Origin of the sequence: Pseudaeromonas aegiceratis (assembly GCF_046254905.1) — a bacterium.
GTDB lineage: Bacteria > Pseudomonadota > Gammaproteobacteria > Enterobacterales > Aeromonadaceae > Pseudaeromonas > Pseudaeromonas aegiceratis.
In genome coordinates this window covers 1097945-1118947 of the sequence record NZ_CP158016.1, presented here as the reverse complement: position 1 = coordinate 1118947, position 21003 = coordinate 1097945, and the positions used below count along the sequence as shown (strand labels likewise).

20 protein-coding genes are annotated in these 21003 nt (G+C 59.2%); 9 read left to right on the top strand and 11 right to left on the bottom strand.

The genetic code is table 11. The annotated features are described in order from the left end of the window. Nucleotides 1-22: 22 nt before the first annotated feature. Nucleotides 23-1078, bottom strand: coding sequence for a tRNA preQ1(34) S-adenosylmethionine ribosyltransferase-isomerase QueA (gene queA, locus ABHF91_RS05330; protein ID WP_409422433.1), 1056 nt, complete (start codon nt 1076-1078; stop codon nt 23-25). A gap of 114 nt (nt 1079-1192) precedes the next feature. Here queA and ABHF91_RS05325 point away from each other — a divergent pair, with 114 nt between their 5' ends. Next, complete coding sequence (locus ABHF91_RS05325; RefSeq protein ID WP_409422432.1) at nt 1193-2062, top strand: S1 family peptidase; 870 nt, start codon at nt 1193-1195, stop codon at nt 2060-2062. A 227-nt stretch (nt 2063-2289) separates the two neighbouring features. Here ABHF91_RS05325 and ABHF91_RS05320 read toward each other — a convergent pair whose 3' ends face one another. The 6 genes from ABHF91_RS05320 to yejK form a co-directional block, all read right to left on the bottom strand. Beyond that, the gene (locus tag ABHF91_RS05320; RefSeq protein ID WP_409422431.1) at nt 2290-3192 is read right to left on the bottom strand and encodes a LysR substrate-binding domain-containing protein; all 903 of its coding nucleotides are present in this window, start codon (nt 3190-3192) and stop codon (nt 2290-2292) included. Nucleotides 3193-3311: 119 nt separating this feature from the next. Beyond that, entirely contained in the window at nt 3312-4448 is a 1137-nt protein-coding gene (locus ABHF91_RS05315) for an ABC transporter ATP-binding protein (RefSeq protein ID WP_409422430.1), read from the bottom strand. Nucleotides 4449-4513: 65 nt separating this feature from the next. Next, nucleotides 4514-5404, bottom strand: a complete 891-nt coding sequence (gene malG, locus ABHF91_RS05310; protein WP_409422429.1) for a maltose ABC transporter permease MalG — start codon at nt 5402-5404, stop codon at nt 4514-4516. Nucleotides 5405-5415: 11 nt separating this feature from the next. Then, the gene (gene malF, locus ABHF91_RS05305; RefSeq protein WP_409422428.1) at nt 5416-7050 is read right to left on the bottom strand and encodes a maltose ABC transporter permease MalF; all 1635 of its coding nucleotides are present in this window, start codon (nt 7048-7050) and stop codon (nt 5416-5418) included. Between the two features lie 65 nt (nt 7051-7115). Next, nucleotides 7116-8297: a maltose/maltodextrin ABC transporter substrate-binding protein MalE gene (gene malE / locus ABHF91_RS05300; protein WP_409422427.1), complete on the bottom strand. Its 1182-nt coding sequence runs from the start codon at nt 8295-8297 to the stop codon at nt 7116-7118. Nucleotides 8298-8619: 322 nt separating this feature from the next. Then, entirely contained in the window at nt 8620-9633 is a 1014-nt protein-coding gene (yejK, locus tag ABHF91_RS05295) for a nucleoid-associated protein YejK (RefSeq protein ID WP_409422426.1), read from the bottom strand. Nucleotides 9634-9703: 70 nt separating this feature from the next. On the opposite strand from yejK, the gene ABHF91_RS05290 reads away from it, so the two are divergent. Genes ABHF91_RS05290 through ABHF91_RS05275 form a run of 4 tightly spaced genes read left to right on the top strand, consistent with a single transcriptional unit; the run spans nt 9704 to nt 13401 of the window. Next, nucleotides 9704-9928, top strand: coding sequence for a DUF1414 domain-containing protein (locus ABHF91_RS05290; protein WP_409422425.1), 225 nt, complete (start codon nt 9704-9706; stop codon nt 9926-9928). Between the two features lie 30 nt (nt 9929-9958). Then, the gene (locus ABHF91_RS05285; RefSeq protein ID WP_409422424.1) at nt 9959-11824 is read left to right on the top strand and encodes a DUF3413 domain-containing protein; all 1866 of its coding nucleotides are present in this window, start codon (nt 9959-9961) and stop codon (nt 11822-11824) included. Further along, on the top strand, nt 11824-12501 hold the full coding sequence (locus tag ABHF91_RS05280) for a 4'-phosphopantetheinyl transferase family protein (RefSeq protein WP_409422423.1): 678 nt from the start codon (nt 11824-11826) through the stop codon (nt 12499-12501). Before ABHF91_RS05285 ends, ABHF91_RS05280 begins: the two co-directional genes overlap by 1 nt. A gap of 57 nt (nt 12502-12558) precedes the next feature. Next, nucleotides 12559-13401, top strand: a complete 843-nt coding sequence (locus ABHF91_RS05275; protein WP_409422422.1) for a tetratricopeptide repeat protein — start codon at nt 12559-12561, stop codon at nt 13399-13401. Nucleotides 13402-13422: 21 nt separating this feature from the next. Here ABHF91_RS05275 and ABHF91_RS05270 read toward each other — a convergent pair whose 3' ends face one another. Next, nucleotides 13423-14493 carry an AI-2E family transporter gene (locus ABHF91_RS05270; RefSeq protein ID WP_409422421.1) on the bottom strand — a complete coding sequence of 357 codons (1071 nt, stop codon included), beginning with the start codon at nt 14491-14493 and terminating at the stop codon, nt 13423-13425. A 261-nt stretch (nt 14494-14754) separates the two neighbouring features. On the opposite strand from ABHF91_RS05270, the gene ABHF91_RS05265 reads away from it, so the two are divergent. Both ABHF91_RS05265 and arsC read left to right on the top strand, forming a co-directional pair. After that, nucleotides 14755-16206 (top strand): M48 family metalloprotease, encoded by a 1452-nt coding sequence (locus ABHF91_RS05265; protein WP_409422420.1) that lies wholly within the window; start codon nt 14755-14757, stop codon nt 16204-16206. Nucleotides 16207-16225: 19 nt separating this feature from the next. Further along, nucleotides 16226-16573 (top strand): arsenate reductase (glutaredoxin), encoded by a 348-nt coding sequence (gene arsC, locus ABHF91_RS05260; protein WP_409422419.1) that lies wholly within the window; start codon nt 16226-16228, stop codon nt 16571-16573. A gap of 36 nt (nt 16574-16609) precedes the next feature. On the opposite strand, the gene hda is transcribed toward arsC, so the two are convergent. The 3 genes from hda to upp form a co-directional block, all read right to left on the bottom strand. After that, a complete protein-coding gene (gene hda, locus ABHF91_RS05255; RefSeq protein WP_409422418.1) occupies nt 16610-17317 on the bottom strand; it encodes a DnaA inactivator Hda in 708 nt (235 codons plus the stop codon). Nucleotides 17318-17327: 10 nt separating this feature from the next. Further along, on the bottom strand, nt 17328-18371 hold the full coding sequence (locus ABHF91_RS05250; protein WP_409422417.1) for a DUF2066 domain-containing protein: 1044 nt from the start codon (nt 18369-18371) through the stop codon (nt 17328-17330). A gap of 132 nt (nt 18372-18503) precedes the next feature. Then, nucleotides 18504-19130, bottom strand: coding sequence for a uracil phosphoribosyltransferase (gene upp / locus ABHF91_RS05245; RefSeq protein ID WP_409422416.1), 627 nt, complete (start codon nt 19128-19130; stop codon nt 18504-18506). Nucleotides 19131-19297: 167 nt separating this feature from the next. Between upp and purM the strand changes: the two genes are divergently transcribed. Together purM and purN are read left to right on the top strand one after the other, a co-directional pair. Next, a complete protein-coding gene (gene purM / locus ABHF91_RS05240) occupies nt 19298-20335 on the top strand; it encodes a phosphoribosylformylglycinamidine cyclo-ligase (protein WP_409422415.1) in 1038 nt (345 codons plus the stop codon). Beyond that, nucleotides 20332-21003, top strand: coding sequence for a phosphoribosylglycinamide formyltransferase (gene purN / locus ABHF91_RS05235; protein ID WP_409422414.1), 672 nt, complete (start codon nt 20332-20334; stop codon nt 21001-21003). Before purM ends, purN begins: the two co-directional genes overlap by 4 nt.

Here is a 21003-nt window from a genome sequence, read left to right as displayed (position 1 = left end):
AAACAGTCTGACACTACAAAACTCACCCCACCGCCATATCGCGACGGGTGACAAACATGGCATCGCCATAACTAAAGAACCGATAGCGCTCGGCCACCGCCGCCTGATAGGCCGCCATCACCTGCTCATAGCCGGCGAAGGCCGACACCAGCATGATGAGGGTGGACTCGGGCAGGTGAAAATTGGTGACCATGGCATCCACCAGGGCAAACCGATAGCCTGGGTAGATGAAGATATCCGTGTCGCCGAAGAAGGGTTGCAGTGACTTGCCCTGAGCCAGGCTGGCCTGGGCGGCGCTCTCCAATGAGCGCACCGAGGTGGTGCCCACGGCAATCACCCGGCCCCCCCGGGCGCGGGTCGCGGCAATCTGCTCCACCACCTGCGGGGGCACCTCTGCATATTCGCTGTGCATCTTGTGCTCCAGCACATCGGTCACCCGCACCGGCTGGAAGGTACCCGCCCCCACGTGCAGGGTGACGAAGGCCAGCTCCACCCCCTTGTCCTTGAGGGCCGCCAACAGGGGTTCATCAAAGTGCAGCCCGGCGGTGGGCGCCGCGACGGCCCCAGGCTTGGCATTGTAGACGGTCTGGTAGCGCTCCTTGTCCGCCTGCTCGTCGGGTCGGTCGATATACGGCGGCAACGGCATGTGGCCGATGCGATCCAGGATGGCCAACACCTCGTCCTCGCCGTCAAACGCCAGCTCAAACAGAGCATCATGACGCGCCAGCATGACGGCGGTGACGCCCTGGTCAAACTGCAGCACAGTGCCCGGTTTAGGTGCCTTGGAGGCGCGCACATGGGCCAGGATACGGTGCTTGTCCAGCATCCGCTCCACCAGCACCTCCACCTTGCCGCCACTGACCTTCTGGCCGTGCAGGCGTGCCGGGATCACCCGGGTGTTGTTGAACACCAACAGATCGCCGGGTTGTACCAGATCCAGGATGGCGGGGAAGCGGGTATGGGTCAGCTGGCCACTGGGACCGTCCAGCACCAGCAGACGGCTGCCGGTGCGCTCGGCCATCGGATAGCGGGCAATCAGCTCATCCGGCAGCTCAAAATGAAAATCAGATACTTGCATGGGTGATACTCATAGCAAAACGGGCACTAGTCTATTGAGCCACCGAGGGGGGATCAAGTTTATCACGGGGCCAGCACCTATAATCACCCCATGTTCGACCAAGGAAACCCGCCCATGAAACACAAGTTGCTGTTGCTGCTACCACTTCTGCCCATGGCCATAGCCGCCCAAACCCAGTCACTGGTGCCCACCATCATAGGCGGCTCGCCGGTCAGCACGGCGCCCAGCTGGGTAACGGCCCTGACACTCAAATCCGGCAACCTGTATTACCAATTTTGCGGCGGCAGCCTGATTGCGCCGCAATGGGTGGTCACGGCGGCACACTGTCTAGACGACAGCACCAACGACACCAATCTGCTGCGCCTGATCATAGGAGAAACCACCCTCTCCACCGCCAGCCAATACCACGCCGTTGACCGTGTGATAATTCACCCGGCCTGGCAAGGCGAAGCGAGTGGCGACTTCACCGGCGACATTGCCCTGCTGCACCTCACCAGCGCCGTGGACCTCAGCCCCATCCCCCTGGCTGACGCCAATGCCGCCGAAAGCCTGGCCACAGGTACCTTGCTGCGCGCCTACGGCTGGGGCGTCACCACCGCCACCAGCGTAACCACCTCAGACACCTTGCAACAGGTGGATCTGCCCTATGTGGGCTTCAATAGTCAGACCGAAGCCGATCACTTTCTTGCCGGCGGCAATGCCGGCGAGGACACCTGCTATGGCGACAGTGGGGGCCCCTTGACCTATGCCGACACGCTGTATGGCATCACCAGCTATGGCACCAGCATCTGTGCGCTCAGCGGCGAGCCTGCAGCCTACACCTCGGTCGGCAGCTATCTTCCCTGGATCAACGGCTATGTGACTGACACGCCAACAGACAGCAGCAGCTCAGGGGGCGGCGCCTTGGCACTGCTGGGCTTGGGATTATTGGGATGGGGTGCCTACCGCGGCAGGCACCGCCCAGATAGTCATAAAATTACATAAAACGGACGGGCGCTGGGCAGCCTGCTGCAGATGCCGTAGCTCGCTTTCAGAAAAACGTTGCACAAGTCACGTTTTTCCCTTAAATTCCCGTCAGTCTTGTTGGGTGACCCTGTCGTTTTGCCACACGGGGTCGCCGCTTGCTGCAAGCCCTTAGTTAGTCTTAGCTGTAACAAGCTGTTAGTTATATAGCCATTTCTTGTATTCCCGACCTAGCGTCGGGATTTTTTTTATTCAAGACAATCGCTTACCAGATGACCTAACCCCGCAAACGCCTCGACTCGGCACGAGCTTGGTCGCCAGACCAGGCCGATATCCCGATGCGGCATCTGCCCTTGCGGTGGCACCGCCACCAGATCGGTCCGCTCCAAGATCCCCGCGCGCAACGCCATTTCCGGTAAGAAGGTGGCCCCTTGCTGATGTGAAACCATCTGCACCAGGGTGTACAGGCTAGTTGCGGCAAAGGGATTGATCTTGGCCTGATCCGCCAACTGGCAGGCACTCAAGGCATGTTCCGTCAGACAGTGTTCCCGTTCCAGCAGAAACAGGCTGTGATCCGGCAGGCCGGCGTAACGGGCAGGATTGGCTTGGTAGGACGTCAGCAGACTGTCGTGCAACACCAGGCGAAACGGATCCTGCCCCACCACCCGGCTATGAAAGCCGCCCAAGTCATAGGGCAAGGCCAGCAGCAGCAGATCCAACTCACCGGCCTCCAGCAACTTCAGCAAATTGTCAGAGGTGTCCTCCCGCAACAGCAAGTCCAATTGCGGGTAGGTCTCGGCGCAGCGGGTCACCAGGGGCGACAGGAGGAACGGCGCTATAGTGGGGATACAGCCTAACCGCAAGGGGCCACTCAGACTCCCGCCGCGACTGGCGGTCATCTCCAGCAGATCCTTGGTCTCGGAGAGCAGCTGCTTGGCGCGCTGCACCACCTCTACGCCGATGGGCGTCATGATGAACGACTTGTTGTCCCGCTCAATCAGCTGCGCCCCCAGCAACTCCTCCAGATTCTGAATACCTGTGCTCAAGGTGGATTGACTGACAAAACAGGCCTTGGCGGCACGATTAAAGTTCTCGCACTCCGCCAGGGCCACCAGGTAATGCAACTGCTTGAGATTAGGCCAGCGACTCATTGAAAAACCCGATAAAAATTGGACTTTGCTTGTGGTGAAGCGATTCTATCACAAGCTGACCTGGCGGACTGGCCAAAAAAAACGCCGCAGGATGCGGCGTTTTTGCGCTGTCACCTTATTTAGGTGCGATTGTACTTGGCCGTGCGGGGGAAAGCCTGCTCAGCGCTGTCGAACAGGTAGCAAGCCTGGGCCGGCACGCCCACTTCCAGGGTATCGCCGGTATCCACCGGGATCTCACTGGCCGCCTTGACGGTGAAGTCCTTGCCATCCACTTCCATATAGACGAAAGATTCGGCACCCAGGTGTTCGGCGACCTGAACCTGCCCGGACAGACGACCGACGGCATCCGGATGATCCACCGGTACCAAGTGCTCGGGACGGATACCCAGTTCAACCTTGTCACCCACCTTGCCACGACGAGCGTCAACACAAGCGGTCACAATGTCGCCACTGCTGAGCTTGATCTTGCACTTATCCAGGCCAATTTCGACCAGGATACCGTCCAGGAAGTTCATCTTGGGGGAGCCGATGAAGCCAGCCACAAACTTGTTGGACGGGTTGTGGTACAGATCCAGCGGAGAGCCGTATTGCTCCAGGTTGGTCTCGGCGGCCTCCTTCAGGGGGCTCAGCACCACAATCTTGTCGGCCAGGGTCATGGCTTCGATCTGGTCGTGGGTCACGTAGATGATGGTGGAGTTGAGTTCCTTGTGCAGCTTGGCGATCTCGATACGCATCTTGACCCGCAGCGCGGCATCCAGGTTGGACAAGGGCTCGTCGAACAGGAATACGGACGGTTGTTGCACGATGGAGCGACCGATAGCCACACGTTGACGCTGACCGCCAGACAGGGCCTTGGGCTTGCGCTCGAGCAACGGCACCAGACCCAGGATCTCGGCGGCACGGCTCACACGCTTGTGGATGGACTCCTTGTCCATCTTCTTGAGCTTCAGGCCAAACGCCATGTTCTCGTAGACGTTCATGTGCGGATAGAGCGCATAGGATTGGAACACCATACCGACGTTGCGATCCACCGGCGGTACGTCATTCATGTACTTGCCGCCGATGTTCAACTCACCGCTGGTGATGTCTTCCAGACCAGCGATCATCCGCAGCAGCGTGGACTTACCACAGCCGGACGGACCAACGAAGACGATGAACTCGCCTTCCTTGATGTTCAGTTCGATGTTACGCAGGGTGTCCTTCAGGACAGCGGGATCGTAATTTTTACGAACGTTTTTCAGAATTACATCAGCCATGTGTTACTCCGCAGGAAATCAAGAATTCAAAAATACCTAAGTGGGGGGCCTGTGGCCCCCGACCATTAACCTTTCACACCACCAGCGGTCAGACCGCCAACCAGCCAGCGCTGTGCCAGCAGGAACACTATGGTGATGGGCAAACCGGACATGACGGCGGCGGCAGCAAAGTCACCCCACAGATAGTTCTGCGGGTAGAGATACTGCTGGGCCCCTACCGCCAACGTCAGGTTATCGACGTCGGACAGCAGGATAGAGGCCATGGGCACCTCGGTGATGGCGGCAATGAACGCCAGAATGAAGACCACCGCCAGAATGGGTACTGACAGGGGCAACAGTATCAGGCGGAAAGCCTGCCACGGAGTGGCGCCGTCGATGGAGGCTGCTTCTTCCAGCGAAGGATCTATGGTTTCAAAGTAACCCTTGATGGTCCAAACGTGCAGGGCGATCCCCCCCATGTATGCCAGGATCAAACCACCATGGGTATTGAGGCCCAGCCAGGGGATGTAATCACCAATCTTGTCAAACAGGGCATAGATGGCCACCAGTGCCAGTACGGCCGGGAACATCTGGAAAATCAACATGCCCTTGAGGATCACTTCCTTGCCACGGAAACGCAGACGGGCAAAGGCGTAAGCACAGGTCGTGGAGAGCACCACGATCAAGGCAGCAGAGATGCCGGCCACCTTGATGGAGTTCCACAACCAGCGCAGTACCGGGAACGGTGGCGGGGTGATGGAGCCATCCGCACCTTGGATGGACATCCCCAGAGCCAGCTTCCAGTGATCCAGTGTGGGGTTGGTGGGGATGATGTCCCCCACCGCAAAGTTACCTGACCGGAAGGAGATGGCGATAACCATCACCAGCGGGAAGGCGATAACGGCGATGAAGGCCCACATCACCAGATGGGTCGCCAGCTGGCGATATTTGATTGATTTCGGTTGAACGATAGCCATTACTTCATTCCTTAATCTTTCTCAGCCTTGGACAGCTTCATGTTGAGCAGTGCCAATGCACCAACAATCAGGAAGATGGCGGTGGCGATTGCGCCGGCCAGACCGTAGTCCTGACCACCCGAGCCCTGGAAGGCGATACGGTAGGTGTAACTCACCAGCAAGTCGGTGGTCCCGGCCGGCGTGGTGGCGCCAATGATGTCAGGCGAACCGTTGGTCAACAGTTGGATAAGCACGAAGTTGTTGAAGTTGAACGCGAATGAAGCGATGAGCAGCGGAGTCAGCGGCTTCATCAGCAAGGGCACGGTGATCTTGAAGAAGTTCTGTACCGGACCGGCGCCGTCCATGGCGGAGGCTTCGTACAGATCCTCCGGGATGGCCTTGAGCAGCCCCAGGCACAGGATCATCATGTACGGGTAGCCCAGCCAGGTGTTGACGATCAAAATCATGGTCTTGGCCAGGAAGGGCGAGGTGTACCACTCCGGCTTATCAAAGCCCAGCATAGACAAGAACATGTTGATTTCACCGAAGTTCTGGTTGAACAAACCCTTGAACACCAGAATGGAGATGAAGGCCGGTACCGCGTAAGGCAGGATCAACATCACCCGATAGAAACCACGGCCAGCCAGCGACTCCCATTGTGCCAGACAGGCCAGCACCATGCCGATGGCCAGGGTGAACGCCACGGAGCAGGCGGCAAAGATCACCGTCCAGATAAAGATCTGGATGAAAGGCCCCTGGATACCCGGGTCGGTCAGGATGCGCATGAAGTTTTTCCAGCCCACATTGACCACGAAACCAGGTGCCAGGCCTTCACCTACAAAATCCCCTTGGTCGTTGATGTACTGGTAATAGCCCGTTTCTTGATTGGGCATCATGATCTGACCGGTCTGGTTGTTCAGCAGCATGTCCGGCTTGTCCATAAACTCGCCTGACTTGAGGGTAAAACCAGCCACCGGCTTGAACATCGGCTTCTGAGCGGCGAATTTGCGCAGGCCAGTCATGGTCAACTGACTGCCATCGGGCAACACCAGAGAAAGGCTGCTGAGATAAACCTTGCGATCGACGATGCTGCGGATGGACGCGGGTTTGGCCACAGGCTCGGCATCCATGGGGACCATGCTGATCTGATTGGTCGGTGCAACCTGACGACCACCGGCTTTGAGCTCATTGTTGGTCCACAGTTGCACAGGCCCGCTGATAAAGTGCAGGTCATCCTGAACGAGCATCAGCTGGAAGCGCTTATCGTCACGCTCCAGCAGAGTGAAGTCATATTCACCACCTTGGACCTTATAGGTCTTCTTCAGGTGGTAGGCACGGGCATTCTCCAACGACAACAGGTTAGCCCCTGAGTAATTGGTGAAGGCAATGCTGATGGTGTAAGCCAGGGGGAAGATGATGAACACCACCATACCCGCCACACCAGGGAAGATGTATCTGTGAGCGTACATCCGTTTGCTCATGAATACGTAGAGACCAACCGACACCACGATCAGGTCCAACAGGGCAAAAGCGATCTCCCCGCCGGCATACATCATGATGATGGCATAGCCATTTAAGAGCGCGATGAGCGCAGCAACCAACCATTTAATCCAAGAAGCGCTGGATTTCCGGTCAGAGCTTGAACTTGTAGACTGGATTTGTTCCATGCCAAAAACCTTACAAAACGCCAAAAAAAAAAGGTGGGAGGCCCCCGTAAGGGCCTCCCTATCATTTATTGAACGATACGACGAGCAGCGGTATCCAGAGCTTCGTCAACAGTCTGACGGTTGGTGGTGACGTTCTTCAGTGCGGTCTCGAAAGAAGACCAGAAACGTACCATTTCCGGAACACTCGGCATGGGCTCGCCGTTGCGCGCGTTGGCCATGGTGGCTTGGATGCGAGGATCCTTGTCCAGCTTGGCTTGGAAGGTCTTCAGCGCAACCGCACCCAGGGCCTTGTCATCGTTAACAGCCTTCAAACCATCATCGGTCAGCAGGTAGTTCTCGAGGAACTCGATGGCCAGATCCTTGTTGGGGCTGGCAGCGTTGATAGTGGCGCCCAGTACACCCACGAAAGCCTTAGCCGGCTTGCCGTTCAGAGTGGGCAGCGGAGCTACACCGTAATCGATGCCACTCTTTTCCATGTTGGACCAAGACCAGGGCCCGTTGATGATCATGGCCACGTTGCCCTTGTTGAAGGCAGCATCCATAACACCGTAGTCAACACCCTTTTCCATGTGGCCGTTCTTGATCATGTCGGCGATGAATTGAACACCCATCTTGGCACCAGCGTTGTTAACACCAGTGTCCTTCACGTCATAGCCGGTCGGGGTTTTCTTGAAGGCGTAACCACCGTTGGCAGCCACCAGCGGGTAGCTGAAATAGGGTGTGGTGTAAGCCCACATGATGGCGCGCTTGCCTTCGCCCTTCATCTTGTCATCCAGCGCGGCAACTTCTTCGAACGTCTTGGGCGGCTCGGAGATCAGCTTCTTGTTGTAAATCAGGCTGACGGCTTCGATGGCGATGGGGTAACCGTAGTACTTGCCATCAACGGCCATGGCATCCCAACCCAGGTCTTCAAACTTGGCCTTCTCGGCACCAGACGGGGTCACAGGTACGATCAGACCGGCCTTGGCCCACTCACCGAAACGGTCGTGTGCCCACATGAAGATGTCCGGACCGTTACCAGTGGCGGCCGTTTGTTGGAACTTGACTTCAACTTGGTCAGGGTGAGCTACAGTTACCTTGACGCCGGTTGCGGCTTCGAACTTTTTACCTACTTCGGCCAGACCGTTGTAGCCCTTGTCACCGTTGATCCAGATGGTCAGCTGACCTTCTTCGATCGCCGCGGTAGCGGAGCAAGCCATACCCAGGGTAGCCAGACCGATAAATGAAGCAAGAATCTTCTTTTTCATTAGCCATTCCTTACAGATTAGTTGTTAGTCCCACGCTGAACACGCCGTAATAAGCCTGTGTGCGGAGTGCATATTAGAGCAACCCCCTTGGGGCTCCTATGACGGATCTCGCATTTTTGCAAAGATAAGCAGGCAAGAAATGAGCAATCGGCCATGAAATCATTTTCATGAATCATCGACTTATCGCTAGATAACGCTCTCGTAACGTAACTCGGGATAGACTGGCCAAAAAAACAATTAACCACAGATTGAAAACAATTTCATGCCAGATAAATCTGTGGGGACAAAAAAGCCGTCTAGAAAGACGGCTGGCAGGGATAATTTACTCTACAACCTGTTGCAACTGATCACGCAGATTGGGCGGGATCCCCTGCAGCGTCAGCGTGTCTGTCTTGGGATCATAGTGGATGCGCTCTCCCAGCAACTTGGCATCGAAACTCAGATTGACCCCCCCACCAGAACCAACGTACTTGGTCAACCCCTTCAGCGCGGCCCTAGAGGGTGGGAAGCTGTCGGCAAGGCCGTATTGTGACTCGACGAATGCATAAAAATCGTCCGATTTCTCGTCTGGCAGGCAAGCGGCGACGGCCTTGACCTCAATGTCTTCACCGGCTTGCAACTGCTCCTTGCAGTAGGACTGCACCCGCTCCTTTGACTCCAGACGATCCTCGGTTGCGAGCGACTCTTCTTGGCAGAATGCATTGAGTGCCTTGACCAGCAGGCGGTTTTGCATGGCTTGATCCAGGCCTTCCTCTGCCCCGAGAAACTCCATAAAAAAGTCTGCGACTTTTCTACCAGCTCGCCCTTTGATAAAGGATAAATACCGATTTGAACTGGGTGAGAGTTGATATTCCGTCAGGTCGATACGCGCCATGAGCTGCATCTTGCTGACATCGAAATGATTCACCTCTTCAATATCCAACGAAGGGGTAAGCGTAATACTTAACTCCCGACCTAGCAGGCCAAGCATAATATAATCGACCCCAATGGCATTATATTTGCAAAAAACGACCACACCCTCTTCAGGAATATCATATTTAGCCAATTTCTCGAGCAATAACTGAGTCGCCGACACAGAAAACGAAATAAAGCCCGTCTCTTTCCCGATAAATGATGTTAGCAATGTCTTGAAGTCATCTGTCCCTTCACCCTCAGCTTGCGCAAACACCGCATAGGATTTATTGCTCTTTTGCTGATAGGTTTGATGAAGTTGTTCCACCAGGTGGACCACCTGCTCACGCAGGTGAAGCTCCTCCCCCCGAGTATCGGCGGTCAAGGCACCATCCTGGCCAAGACGAAGATGATGCAAGATGACGTGTTCAATGCGTAAGCTCATAGTCACGGATAGAGTTAGTGATCTGGATGGCGTAGTATATACCCCTTTGCATACAGGAGATCCCTACATCATGCCCATGGTATCTAAATATAAGAACCAGCAAGTCGAAACCATCATGCAGGAGCTGCAGATGGTGCTGGTGAAGCATCAGTGCCCGGTGGATCTCAGCCTGCTGGCCTTGGGTAACCTGACCACGCACATACTGCAGAGCCAGGTCGCCCCCAATCAGGCGGCCGCCCTGGCCAAGAGCTTTGCCGCCGCCTTGACGGACTCAGTGAAGCCGGCTTCTCACTAATTTTCACCCAGTCGAACGACAGACACGCCTATGGTCAGCTTTGGTAACATCCGCCGCGACAGCCTCTCCCGCCTGATCAGTTGGGGACATTGGTTTACCTTTTTCAACATACTGCTGGCGTTGACCATAGCGTCGCGTTACATCTTCGCCAATCCCTGGCCGGAAACCGGACTCGGTGTGGCCTATTTGTTGGTGAGTTGGATCGGCCATTTTGGATTCATCGGCTTTCTCATCTTTTTGCTGACGCTGTTTCCAATGAGTTTTCTGATCTGCAATCAGCGCTGGTTGCGATTGAGTGCCGTATTCATCGCGACTGCCGTGATGACACTGCTACTGATTGATACACAAATTTACAAAGAGTTTAAATTCCATATCAATCCGGTGATTTGGGAGATACTGTTCCGCCAGGCACAATCGAAATCAGAACTGAATTGGAGCCTGCTATTTGTCTGCGTACCCCTGTTTTTCTGTGCCGAATTGCTCCTGTCCTATTACGGCTGGAAAATGCAGTTCCGCCGACGCCCCAGACAATTGGGCAAGAGCCTGGCAAGTCTGTTTGTCATCTGTTTCCTACTCAATCACCTGACCCATATCTGGGCAGACGCCAATCTGTACACCCCCATTACCGAACAGAAGGCCAACTTTCCCCTCTCCTACCCCATGACGGCCCGCTCTTTCCTGGCCAAGCATGGCTGGCTCGATATGGAAGCCTACCGCCAAGCCCAGGAAAAGATGTCAGATGTCAGCACCCATCAGTCGGTACGTTATCCAAGAGCGCCCCTTGAGGTAACCGTGCCCCAACACCATGACAATCTGCTGCTGTTAGTGGTGCGGGATCTGCGGGCCGATCAACTCAACAACATCGATATGCCTAACCTGGCACGTTATGCCAGCCTGCATCAAAGCTTCACCAATCACCTGGCGGGGGACAACCAGACCGCCACCAGCCTGTTTAGCCTGTTTTACGGCTTGCCCGGCCAATATCAGCCGCTGTTTGCCCAGGAGCGCATCCCGCCGGTACTGCTGGATGAGTTGCAGCGGCAGGACTACCTGTTTTCGGCCTTCACCAGCAGTAACCTGGAGCTAGGGGCGTATCAGCACACCCTGTTCGCCGGTTTACGCCTGGACGCCAATGAACGCAGTCCCGCCACGCGTCAGTCCGACCGCCAAACCCTGCAGCAGTGGCGGGACTGGTTGGCCAGACAAACCGGGCCGCGCCCCTGGTTCTCCTACCTCGAGCTGGATACCCCCCATAGCCTGTCCCTGCCCGAGCAGTTTAGTGGCCCCTACCAGCCGGAACTCACACAACCGAATCTGTCGCGTCCTCAGGATGAAGAGGCGGCCAATGGACTGCGCAATCATTACAAGAACGCCGTCTTCTATACCGACCAACTGCTGGGCGAGCTATTTGATCAGCTCGCCAGTCAGGGGCTGGGCAACAACACAGTAGTGGTGATCACCTCGGATCACGGCGTCGAGCTGGGCGATACCCATGCGGCCATCTGGGGTGCCGGACAACGCTATGCCCCCCTTCAGCTCCAGGTCCCCTTGGTGATCGCCTGGCCGGGTAAGCCCGCCAGCCAGATCGACTACCCCACCCGCCACCTGGATCTGGTGCCGACCCTGCTCAGCCAGTTACTGGGCGTCTCCTCCGATCCCCTCGATTACAGCATCGGTACCGATCTGTTTAACACGGAGCGCCCCAGCTGGTCCTTGCTGGGCAACGCCCATCACTATGTGGTCTACGATGCCGACAGCATCACCGAATTCAGCCGTCAGGGCGATTTCAGCATCCGGGATAAGCTGCGCTACCGGCCGCAGGACGATGCCAAGCCCAACATGGCCATGCTGGTGAGCGTGATGAATCTGCTCAGGCGCTTTACCACGGAGCCCTGATGCCGACCAGCGCCGACATTCGCCTCTACCTGTGTCGCTTCAGCCAGTGGCAGTCGGTGCCCCAGGCACAGTTACTTGCGGCGCTAGCAGACGAAGAGCGGTGCCGCTGCCAGGGGTTTTCCAATCCGACGCGACAACGCAGCTATGCCCTCAGTCGTTATCTGCTGCGCCAACGGCTGGCGAGCCGGCTTGACCGTCAGCCATCCCAACTGCGGATCGTCCAGGGGGTTCATGGCCGTCCCGAATTGGCGGAAGGGAATCTGCACTTCAACCTCAGCCACAGTGGTGATTGGCTGGCCATCGCCGTGGGACCTCACCCACTGGGAGTGGATGTCGAAGCCGACCGCCCCCCACGCCAGCCCCTGGCCATCGCACGCCGCTTCTTTGCGCAGGCCGAATACGCCTACCTGGCCAGCTTGCCGGCCGACACGCTGGCCGCGGCATTTTGGGATCTCTGGTGTCTCAAGGAGGCGGTGCTCAAGGCCCATGGCGGCGGTCTGCAAGCCGGGCTGGACCGCTTTGTGGTACAGGGCCAGCCGCCACGGCTACTTGAGAATCACTTGGATACACAGGAGTATCGGCTGGCCAACTGGCGGCTCGACGGCCTCCATCTGGCCCTGGCCAGTCAGGGCGCCACAGCGCTGCCGGCGCTGACACCCCAGCGACTCACCCCTTGAAAGGTAACCGATGGGACCCCATAGTGAGCCCATCGACCAACATAAAGTGGCATACCCATGATCGTTGACATCACCCCCGAGAATTTTCGCAACGCCCTTATCGAGGCCTCCCTTAACCAGCCGGTCGCCGTTTTCTTCTATGCCGATGAACTCCCCGACTGCCGCCCCATGGGTCAGTTGCTGGAGCAACTGATCGGCCCCGCCAATCCGCATCTGACGCTGGCCCGGGTGGACGTCGCCAACCCGCAGCTGCAGGGTCTGGCCGTGCAGATGGGCCTGCAGGCCCTGCCGGCGCTGGTGATCTTCCAGGGTGGCCGACCGGTGGATGCCCTGCAGGGACCCCAACCCGAAGAGGCCATCCGCCACCTGCTGCAAGCCTTCCTGCCCAGTCAGGCCGATCTCTGGCTCGACGAGGCCCGCAGCCAGCTGGCGCAGCAACAGTACCATGCGGCCCTCAAGCTGCTGGTGCTGGCCAATCAGGAGGCGCCGGAGCGCAGTGACATCAAGCTGGCCCTGGCAGAGGCCACCCTGGGCAGCAAACAGCTGGAGCAGTGCCGCAGCTGGCTGGGCCAGATCCCCATGGTGGATCAGGACTCGGATTATCAGCGGCTGGTATCGGCACTGGAGCTGGCGGAGCAGGCGGCGGAGAGCCCGGAAATTCAGGCCCTGGAGCAGCGGCTGACCCTGGAACCGGACAACCGCACGCTGAAGGAGGAACTGGCGGTGCAATACAGCCAGGCTGGCCGTCAGATCGAGGCGCTGGAACTCTTGTTCCCGCTGTTAAAGCAGGATCTCAATGGCGGCGATACCAAGAAGATCTTCCTCGACATCCTGGCCAGCATGAACGGCGCGCCTGAGGCCTCCGCCTACCGCCGCAAGCTCTACTCCCTGCTGTACTAAACCGCCATAGGCTTGCCGGCCCTACTCCTGCTGGGCCGGCAGATTGCCATGGCGAGGCCAGGCATTGATCACCGCCTTGACCAGGGTGGCCAGCGGAATGGCGAAGAAGACCCCCCAGAAGCCCCACAGGCCGCCGAAGATCAGCACCGCCAGTATGATGGCGATGGGATGCAGGTTCATGGCCTCGGAGAACAGCAGGGGCACCAGCAGGTTGGCATCCAGCCCCTGCACCACCAGGTAGGCCAGCATCAGATAGGCAAAGTCCGCCGACCAGCCCCATTGGAATAGCCCCACCACCACCACAGGCACGGTGATGACCACGGCCCCCACATAGGGGATCAGCACGGATAATCCCACCCCAACCCCCAGCAGCAGGGCGTAATTGATGCCCATCAGGGCAAATACCACATAGTTCACCAGGCTCACCACCATGATGTGGATCACCTTGCCGCGGATGTAGTTGACGATCTGCTGGTTCATCTCCCCCCACACCCGGGTGATGAGGGCCCGGTTGAGGGGCAGGAAGCGGCTGACGGTGGCCAGCAGTTGCTGCTTGTCCTTCAACATGAAGAACACCAGCAGGGGCACCAGGATGGCGTATACCAGCACCATGGCCACGTTCACCAAGGAGCTAAGGGAGGCGGACACCAGCAGTTCCCCTGTCTTCAGCAACCGCGCCTGCAGTGTGCTGATCAGGCTCTCCACCAGGGTGACATCCACCAGATCCGGGTAGGACTCCGGCAACCGCTTGAGGTACTCGGTGGCGTTGGCCAGCATGGTGGGCGCCTCCTTGGCCAGATTGATGCCCTGGCGGAACATGGTGGGCAGGATCCCCACCAGCAACAGCATCATCAGGCCGATAAACAGAATGGACACCAGGGAGGCCGCCACGCTGCGGGAGCAGCCCAGACGCATCATGCGCACCACGGGCCACTCCAGCAAATAGGCGATCACCAGGGCTGCCAGGCCGGGGGCCAGCAGATCCCCGAAGAAGTAGATGAGCAAAAAACCGCCCAGCAGCAGCAAGAACAGGGTCACGGCATCCGGGTCGGCGAAGCTGCGCTTGTACCACTCAACCAGCATATTCAGCATAAAAGGCCCTAGGCCCGCGCTTGCGGGTAAATCAGGTTAATCCGATGTCAGATCCCGGCCATCACACCCAGCCAGCCATCTGGTGCCCGCCGAGTGTACCCTTGTCGCCGGTCCGTGGACAGCCTGTCCACCGCCGGCCGCGCCGCATCTGTCAGTGACATAAGGAAATTATTGCCAAGCACGCCGGTCAAACAAGGCTTGAGATGACACAAAGCGCCGGAGTATGCTGCCCTCGCTCACCACGGATTATCAGGAGTTGCCTTGTCCATTACCCGCCGCCTGCTGCAAGCCGGTCTGCTTGCCGGTTTGCTCATGACCCAGGGCCAGGTCTGGTCCGACAATCAGCTGCCCGACATCGGCACCGCCGGGGTCAGTGCCCTCTCCATCGATCAGGAGCGCCTCTACGGCGAGGCCTTCATGCGCTTCGCCCGGGCCAGCCTGCCCATCGTGGATGATCCCGTGCTCAGCGAATACATCAGCGGTCTGGGACAACGGCTGGTGAGCCAGGCCAACGATGTCCGTTTTCCCTTCACCTTCTTCCTGGTGCGGGACAACAGCATCAACGCCGCCGCCTTCCTGGGCGGGCGGGTCAAGGTACACACAGGCCTGTTCCTCTATGCCGACAACGAAAGTGAGCTGGCCGGCGTCCTGGCCCACGAAATCTCCCACGTGACCCAGCGGCACATCGCCCGCTACATGGAAGCCCAGACCCGCTCCACCCCCATGACCCTGGCGGGACTGGCGGGCTCCATCGCCCTGGCCATCATCAATCCCACCGCCGGCATGGCCGCCATGCAGGCCACCCTGGGCATTCAGATGCAAAGTGCCATCAACTATACCCGGGACAACGAATTCGAAGCCGACCGCATCGGCATGGGTCTGTTGTACAACGCCGGCTTCGATCCCAAGGGCATGGGCACCTTCTTCGAGAAACTGGCGGCCCAGAGCCGCTATGACAGCAAGGTGCCCGAGATGCTGTTGACCCACCCCCTGCCCCAGACCCGGATCGCCGAGGCCCGCAACCGGGCCAGCAACTACCCGCCCCGCACCGAGGCGGACAACATCGACTTCTATTTCGCCAAGTCCCGCATCCAGGTGCGCTACAGCAAGCTGAACCTCGACGGCCTCTACACCGACTACAGCAAGCGGCTGACCCAGCCCGGCACCCAGCAGCAGATGGCCGCCCGCTATGGCCAGGCGCTGATCCGCCTGACCCAGGGCAAGCCGGACGAGGCCGCCAGCCTGTTGGCCGAACTCAGCCGCCGCTATCCGGATGATCTCTTCATCCTCGACTCCCTGACCGATCTGGACGTGGCCAACAAGCATTACGACAGCGCCATCAACCGGCTGCAGAAACGGCTGGCCGACATGCCGGACAACGAGGTGGTGGTGTTCAACCTGGCCAGTGCCTTCATGGAAGCGGGCCGGGCCGGCGAGGCCGAGCAGTTGCTGGAGCGCTTCACCCGGACCCACACCGAAAATGATCTGGCCTGGCGCATGCTGGCGGATGCCGCCCAGCAGACCGGCAATCGTGCCCAGCTGTTTAGCGCCCGGGCCGAATACTTTGCCCTGCGCAGCGACTATCAGAAGGCCACCGACGATCTCAACACAGCCCGGGCCTCCACCGATGACAAGATGATGCAGGCCCGCATCGATGCCCGCATCGCCCAGTTGCAAGCGGCCAAGCAACTGGATGACACCTTAAAGCGTTAACTTAAAGCCAGGAGGCCTCATGCTGACCATCTATCACAACCCGCGCTGCTCCAAGAGCCGGGAAACCCTCGCCCTGCTGGAAGCCAGAGGCCTGACCCCCACAGTGATCCCCTACCTGACCACGCCGCCCAGCGCCGATGAGCTCATGCGCCTCAAGCAAAAGCTGGGCTTCTCCTCGTTCCGGCAGATGATGCGCAGCAAGGATGAGCTGTTCAAGGAGCTGGGACTGCAGGATCCGGCGGTAGACGAGGCGCAGCTGCTGGCTCAGCTGGTTGCCCATCCGGCCTTGCTGGAGCGGCCCCTGGTGGTCAACGGCGAGCAGGCTCGGCTGGGGCGCCCGCCGGAGCAGGTGCTGGAGATCCTCTGACACGCAATATCGATGGCCCTTCCGGGCCATCGTGCGTTACAGGCCGAGGATTTCCTTGATGAAGGGAATGGTGAGTTTGCGCTTGGCGTGCAACGAGGCCTTGTCCAGCTCGTCCAGGCACTGCAGCAGGGTGCGCATGTCCCGGGACAGGCGATTGAGCAGGAAGCGGCCGGCGTCCACCGGCAGCTTGAGCCCGCGCAGCGCGGCACGCAGCTGCAGGGCCCCCAGTTTGCCCTCGTCATCCAGCTCGTGCAGCTGAAAGGCCAGCCCCCAATCCAGGCGTGAGGCCAGATCCGGCAGACAGAGCCCCAGCTTGCGTGGCGCCGTGGCCGCGGTGACGATCAAGGAGCCCCGGTTGTTCTCCTTCCAGCGGTTGAAGAAATCAAACAGCGACTCCTCCCACAACCGATGGCCGGCAATGGCATCCAGGTTATCCAGACACACCAGCGGCAGCTGCTCCATCTCCTCCAATATCCTGGGATCGAAGCGCTCGTGCTGCTCCAGCGGTATGTACAGCGCCGCCTCGCCGGTGGCGTTGACCTCGGCACAGGTGGCATGCAGCAGATGGCTGCGCCCCGAACCGCTGGCGCCCCAGAAAAACAGCAGCGGTGCCCCCTGGCCGATGGCGGCATTTTTCAAGGTGGTGATCAGCTGAGCATTCTCGCCGGGGTAGAAACTGGCAAAGGTCTCATCATCCGGCAGCTGCACCGCCAGGGAGAGTTGGGCCGGGTGGTATTCGCTCATCCCGCCGACCTCACTGGCCTTGCCACTGATAGTGGAACGGCTGGTTGGGATCCGCCACCGGCATGAAGCGGTGATCCAGGCGCAGGGCATCCCTCAGCTTGCCAGCGTCGCCAGCCAGACTGGCACTGAAGGTGACGCTGTCTCCGGCCATGCTGGCGACGTTGAGTCCCTGTAGCGCCTGGGTGGCCTCCAGGGCGCTGCGGGCCGCCAGCAGATCGGCCAGCTGATTGAGGCCATCCACCACCAGTTGGATCTGGCTGCCATCGCCCGGCGTCAGGGCCGTCTGCTCGTCACTCACGGCAGCGGGGGCACTGGCACCCTGCCCATAGGTATCCACGAAGTAGGCCAGCAGACCGCTCATCATCTGATTCACCAGGGTCTCCGGGTCGCCCTTGGCCCGGCCGCTGCCCAGGGCGGTGCCCTTGTTCACCGTGGTGTGCAGGGTCCAATCCAGCCACCAGATATCATCCTTCTGGTACAGCCGGCCCAGCACCAGGGCATCGGCCTCGTAGCGGCCACTGGCCTTGAGCAGCGGCGCCAGCATGCCTTGGGTCACCAGCTCCGGCTTGGCCAATTCGATGTCATCCAGATCCATCAAGGGGAAGCGCACCGGGATCGCCCAGCGCTGTCCCTGCAGCGCAAAGCGAGCAGACCAGCCCGCCTTATCTTCATCCGGCAGCAGGCGGTCGTCATTCACCAGCCAGAACAGCACCTTGGGGCGGGGCGACTCCCACACCGGCAGCTTGGCCTGGGCCAGCAGTTGCTTCACCGCATCAGGCTTGAACAACACGTCCATCTCACGGCCCGCCGTCCCCTCCTGGTAACTGTACTCCTGGATGAGATCCGCCAGCCCCGCTTGCAAGGGGGCGGCCAGGGCGGGCGCAGACAAGGGATCCTGCAGGCCGCTCAGGCGGGTGATCACCTGCCCCAGGGCCTGGCGCTGGGCATCCAGCAAGGGGACGCCCTGGGCGGGCACCTGGACTCGATAGAGGGCATCGTTGGCCAAAACGGTAAAGGAAAGCAGGCTCAGGAGCAGTACAAGGATCCGGTTCATGGCGGGCATTCCAGATAAAATCGTTGTCGAATCATAGCGTTTTCGCTACAAGCCCGGCAAGGCACTCCCTTGGGCTGGCGGATCAAAAAAAGCCGGCGAACCGGCTTTTTTCTCAGAATCTGGCTGATTGGATTATTTGGTGCCGAAAATCTTGTCCCCGGCATCCCCGAGCCCAGGGACTATGTAGCCCTTGCTGTTGAGATGGGAGTCGATGGCGGCGCAATAGAGCTCCACATCATCATGGGCGGCCTGCAGGGCGGCCAGCCCCTCGGGCGCCGCCACCAGGACGATGACCTTGATGGCACGGCAACCTTTTTTCTTCAGCAGGTCGATGGTGGCGATCATGGAGCCACCGGTGGCCAGCATGGGATCCACCACCAGGGCCAGGCGCTCCTCGATGTTGCTGACGATCTTCTCGAAGTAGGGCACCGGCTTCAGGGTCTCCTCGTCGCGGTAGATCCCCACCACGCTGACCCGGGCGCTGGGCATGTGCTCCAGCACACCATCCATCATGCCGAGGCCGGCCCGCAGTATGGGCACCACGGTGACCTTCTTGCCCTTGATCTGATCCACTTCCACCGGGCCATCCCAGCCATCGATGGTCACCTTTTCGGTCTCGAAGTCAGCGGTGGCTTCGTAGGTCAGCAAGCTACCCACCTCTTTGGCCAATTCGCGAAAGCGTTTGGTGCTGATATCACCCTCCCGCATCAGACCCAGTTTGTGCTTGACCAGGGGATGTTTGACTTCGACGACCTTCATGATTCTCTTCTCCGCAACATGCAAAACTGCAGAATTTTATCATTTATAGCCGGCCGCTGTGGAGGGCTTTATCCGAAAAATGGGCAAACGATTTCTTTTTATCCCGGCGGTAAGGACTGGTAGAATATGCCCGTTTTTTATCCCCCCTCTCTAGACAAGGATCTCCTGTGACTGACAAGACTTCATTGAGCTACAAGGATGCTGGCGTTGATATTGATGCAGGGAATGCACTGGTAGAACGTATCAAGGGTGTGTCCAAGCGCACCCGTCGTCCTGAAGTCATTGGCGGCCTGGGCGGTTTCGGTGCGCTGTGCCGTATCCCCGCCGGCTATCGTGAACCCGTGCTGGTCTCCGGCACCGACGGGGTTGGTACCAAGCTGCGACTGGCCATCGACCTGAAGAAGCACGATACCGTCGGCATCGATCTGGTGGCCATGTGCGTGAACGATCTCATAGTGCAGGGTGCCGAGCCCCTGTTCTTCCTCGACTACTATGCCACCGGCAAGCTGGACGTGGACACGGCTGCGGAAGTGGTCACCGGCATCGGCGCCGGCTGTGAGCAGTCCGGCTGCGCCCTGATCGGCGGCGAAACTGCGGAAATGCCCGGCATGTACGAGGGTGACGATTACGACATGGCAGGGTTTTGTGTCGGTGTCGTTGAAGCTGACGACATTATCGACGGCAGCCAGGTGCAGGCTGGGGATGCCCTGATTGCCCTGGCCTCCTCCGGCCCCCACTCCAACGGTTTCTCCCTGATCCGCAAGATCCTGGAAGTCTCCAAGGCCGACGTAAACCAGCCCCTGGGGGAGACCACCCTGGCCAATGCGCTGCTGGAACCCACCCGCATCTACGTCAAGCCGGTGCTCAAGCTGATCAAGGCGTGCGAGATCCACGCCCTGTCCCATATCACCGGCGGTGGCTTCTGGGAAAACATTCCCCGCGTGCTGCCGGCCAACACCAAGGCCGTGGTGCAGAGCAGCAGCTGGCAATGGCCCGCCGTCTTCTCCTGGTTGCAGGAGCATGGCAACGTGGACACCTACGAGATGTACCGCACCTTCAACTGTGGCGTCGGCATGGTCATCGCCCTGCCCAAGGCTCAGGTGGAGCAGGCCCTGACCCTGCTGCAACAAGAGGGGCTGGATGCCTGGTTGCTGGGTGAGATCGCCACCGCCGCCGCAGGCGAAGCCCAGGTCGAGATCCTGTGATGAAACTGGTTGTCCTGATCTCGGGCAACGGCTCCAACCTGCAGGCGCTGATCGATGCCCAACAGGCCGGGCGTCTGCGGGGGGAGATCGCCGCCGTGATCAGCAATCGGGCCGATGCCTATGGCCTGCAGCGCGCCAGCGAAGCCGGTATCGCCACCCGGGTGATCCCAGCTCAGGACTATGCCGACCGCGCAGCCTATGACATCGCCCTGGGCGATGTCATTGAGGCCCTGGGCGCCGAGCTCATCGTCATGGCCGGCTTCATGCGCATACTGACGCCCGAATTCGTACAGCGCTTTGCCGGTCACATGCTGAACATTCACCCCTCCTTGCTACCCAAGTATCAGGGGATGAACACCCATCAGCGGGCACTGGCGGCGGGCGATGCCGAGCACGGCACCAGCGTGCACTTCGTCACCGAGGAGCTGGATGGCGGCCCCGTGATCCTGCAGGCCAAGGTGCCGGTGTTTGCCGAAGACGATGCCGAGATCCTGGCCGAGCGGGTGCAGACCCAGGAGCATTGCATCTATCCGTTGGTGGTCAACTGGTTCTGCTGCGGTCGGCTGGCCCTGCGTGACGGGCAAGCCTGGCTGGACCAACAGCCCCTGCCCGCCGCCGGTTACGCCAGCGAGGCCGATGAGGGCGATCTGGATGGTGAGGCCGAGTAA

Coding starts and splice junctions, on each gene's coding strand:
- malF (WP_409422428.1), bottom strand. CDS start 7,050: ATGGAACAAATCCAGTCTACAAGTTCAAGCTCTGACCGGAAATCCAGC.
- ABHF91_RS05270 (WP_409422421.1), bottom strand. CDS start 14,493: ATGCTGAATATGCTGGTTGAGTGGTACAAGCGCAGCTTCGCCGACCCG.
- ABHF91_RS05250 (WP_409422417.1), bottom strand. CDS start 18,371: ATGAACCGGATCCTTGTACTGCTCCTGAGCCTGCTTTCCTTTACCGTT.
- ABHF91_RS05320 (WP_409422431.1), bottom strand. CDS start 3,192: ATGAGTCGCTGGCCTAATCTCAAGCAGTTGCATTACCTGGTGGCCCTG.
- ABHF91_RS05275 (WP_409422422.1), top strand. CDS start 12,559: ATGATCGTTGACATCACCCCCGAGAATTTTCGCAACGCCCTTATCGAG.
- ABHF91_RS05325 (WP_409422432.1), top strand. CDS start 1,193: ATGAAACACAAGTTGCTGTTGCTGCTACCACTTCTGCCCATGGCCATA.
- malE (WP_409422427.1), bottom strand. CDS start 8,297: ATGAAAAAGAAGATTCTTGCTTCATTTATCGGTCTGGCTACCCTGGGT.
- hda (WP_409422418.1), bottom strand. CDS start 17,317: ATGAGCGAATACCACCCGGCCCAACTCTCCCTGGCGGTGCAGCTGCCG.
- ABHF91_RS05280 (WP_409422423.1), top strand. CDS start 11,824: ATGCCGACCAGCGCCGACATTCGCCTCTACCTGTGTCGCTTCAGCCAG.
- yejK (WP_409422426.1), bottom strand. CDS start 9,633: ATGAGCTTACGCATTGAACACGTCATCTTGCATCATCTTCGTCTTGGC.
- ABHF91_RS05285 (WP_409422424.1), top strand. CDS start 9,959: ATGGTCAGCTTTGGTAACATCCGCCGCGACAGCCTCTCCCGCCTGATC.
- ABHF91_RS05290 (WP_409422425.1), top strand. CDS start 9,704: ATGCCCATGGTATCTAAATATAAGAACCAGCAAGTCGAAACCATCATG.
- ABHF91_RS05315 (WP_409422430.1), bottom strand. CDS start 4,448: ATGGCTGATGTAATTCTGAAAAACGTTCGTAAAAATTACGATCCCGCT.
- malG (WP_409422429.1), bottom strand. CDS start 5,404: ATGGCTATCGTTCAACCGAAATCAATCAAATATCGCCAGCTGGCGACC.
- upp (WP_409422416.1), bottom strand. CDS start 19,130: ATGAAGGTCGTCGAAGTCAAACATCCCCTGGTCAAGCACAAACTGGGT.
- queA (WP_409422433.1), bottom strand. CDS start 1,078: ATGCAAGTATCTGATTTTCATTTTGAGCTGCCGGATGAGCTGATTGCC.
- arsC (WP_409422419.1), top strand. CDS start 16,226: ATGCTGACCATCTATCACAACCCGCGCTGCTCCAAGAGCCGGGAAACC.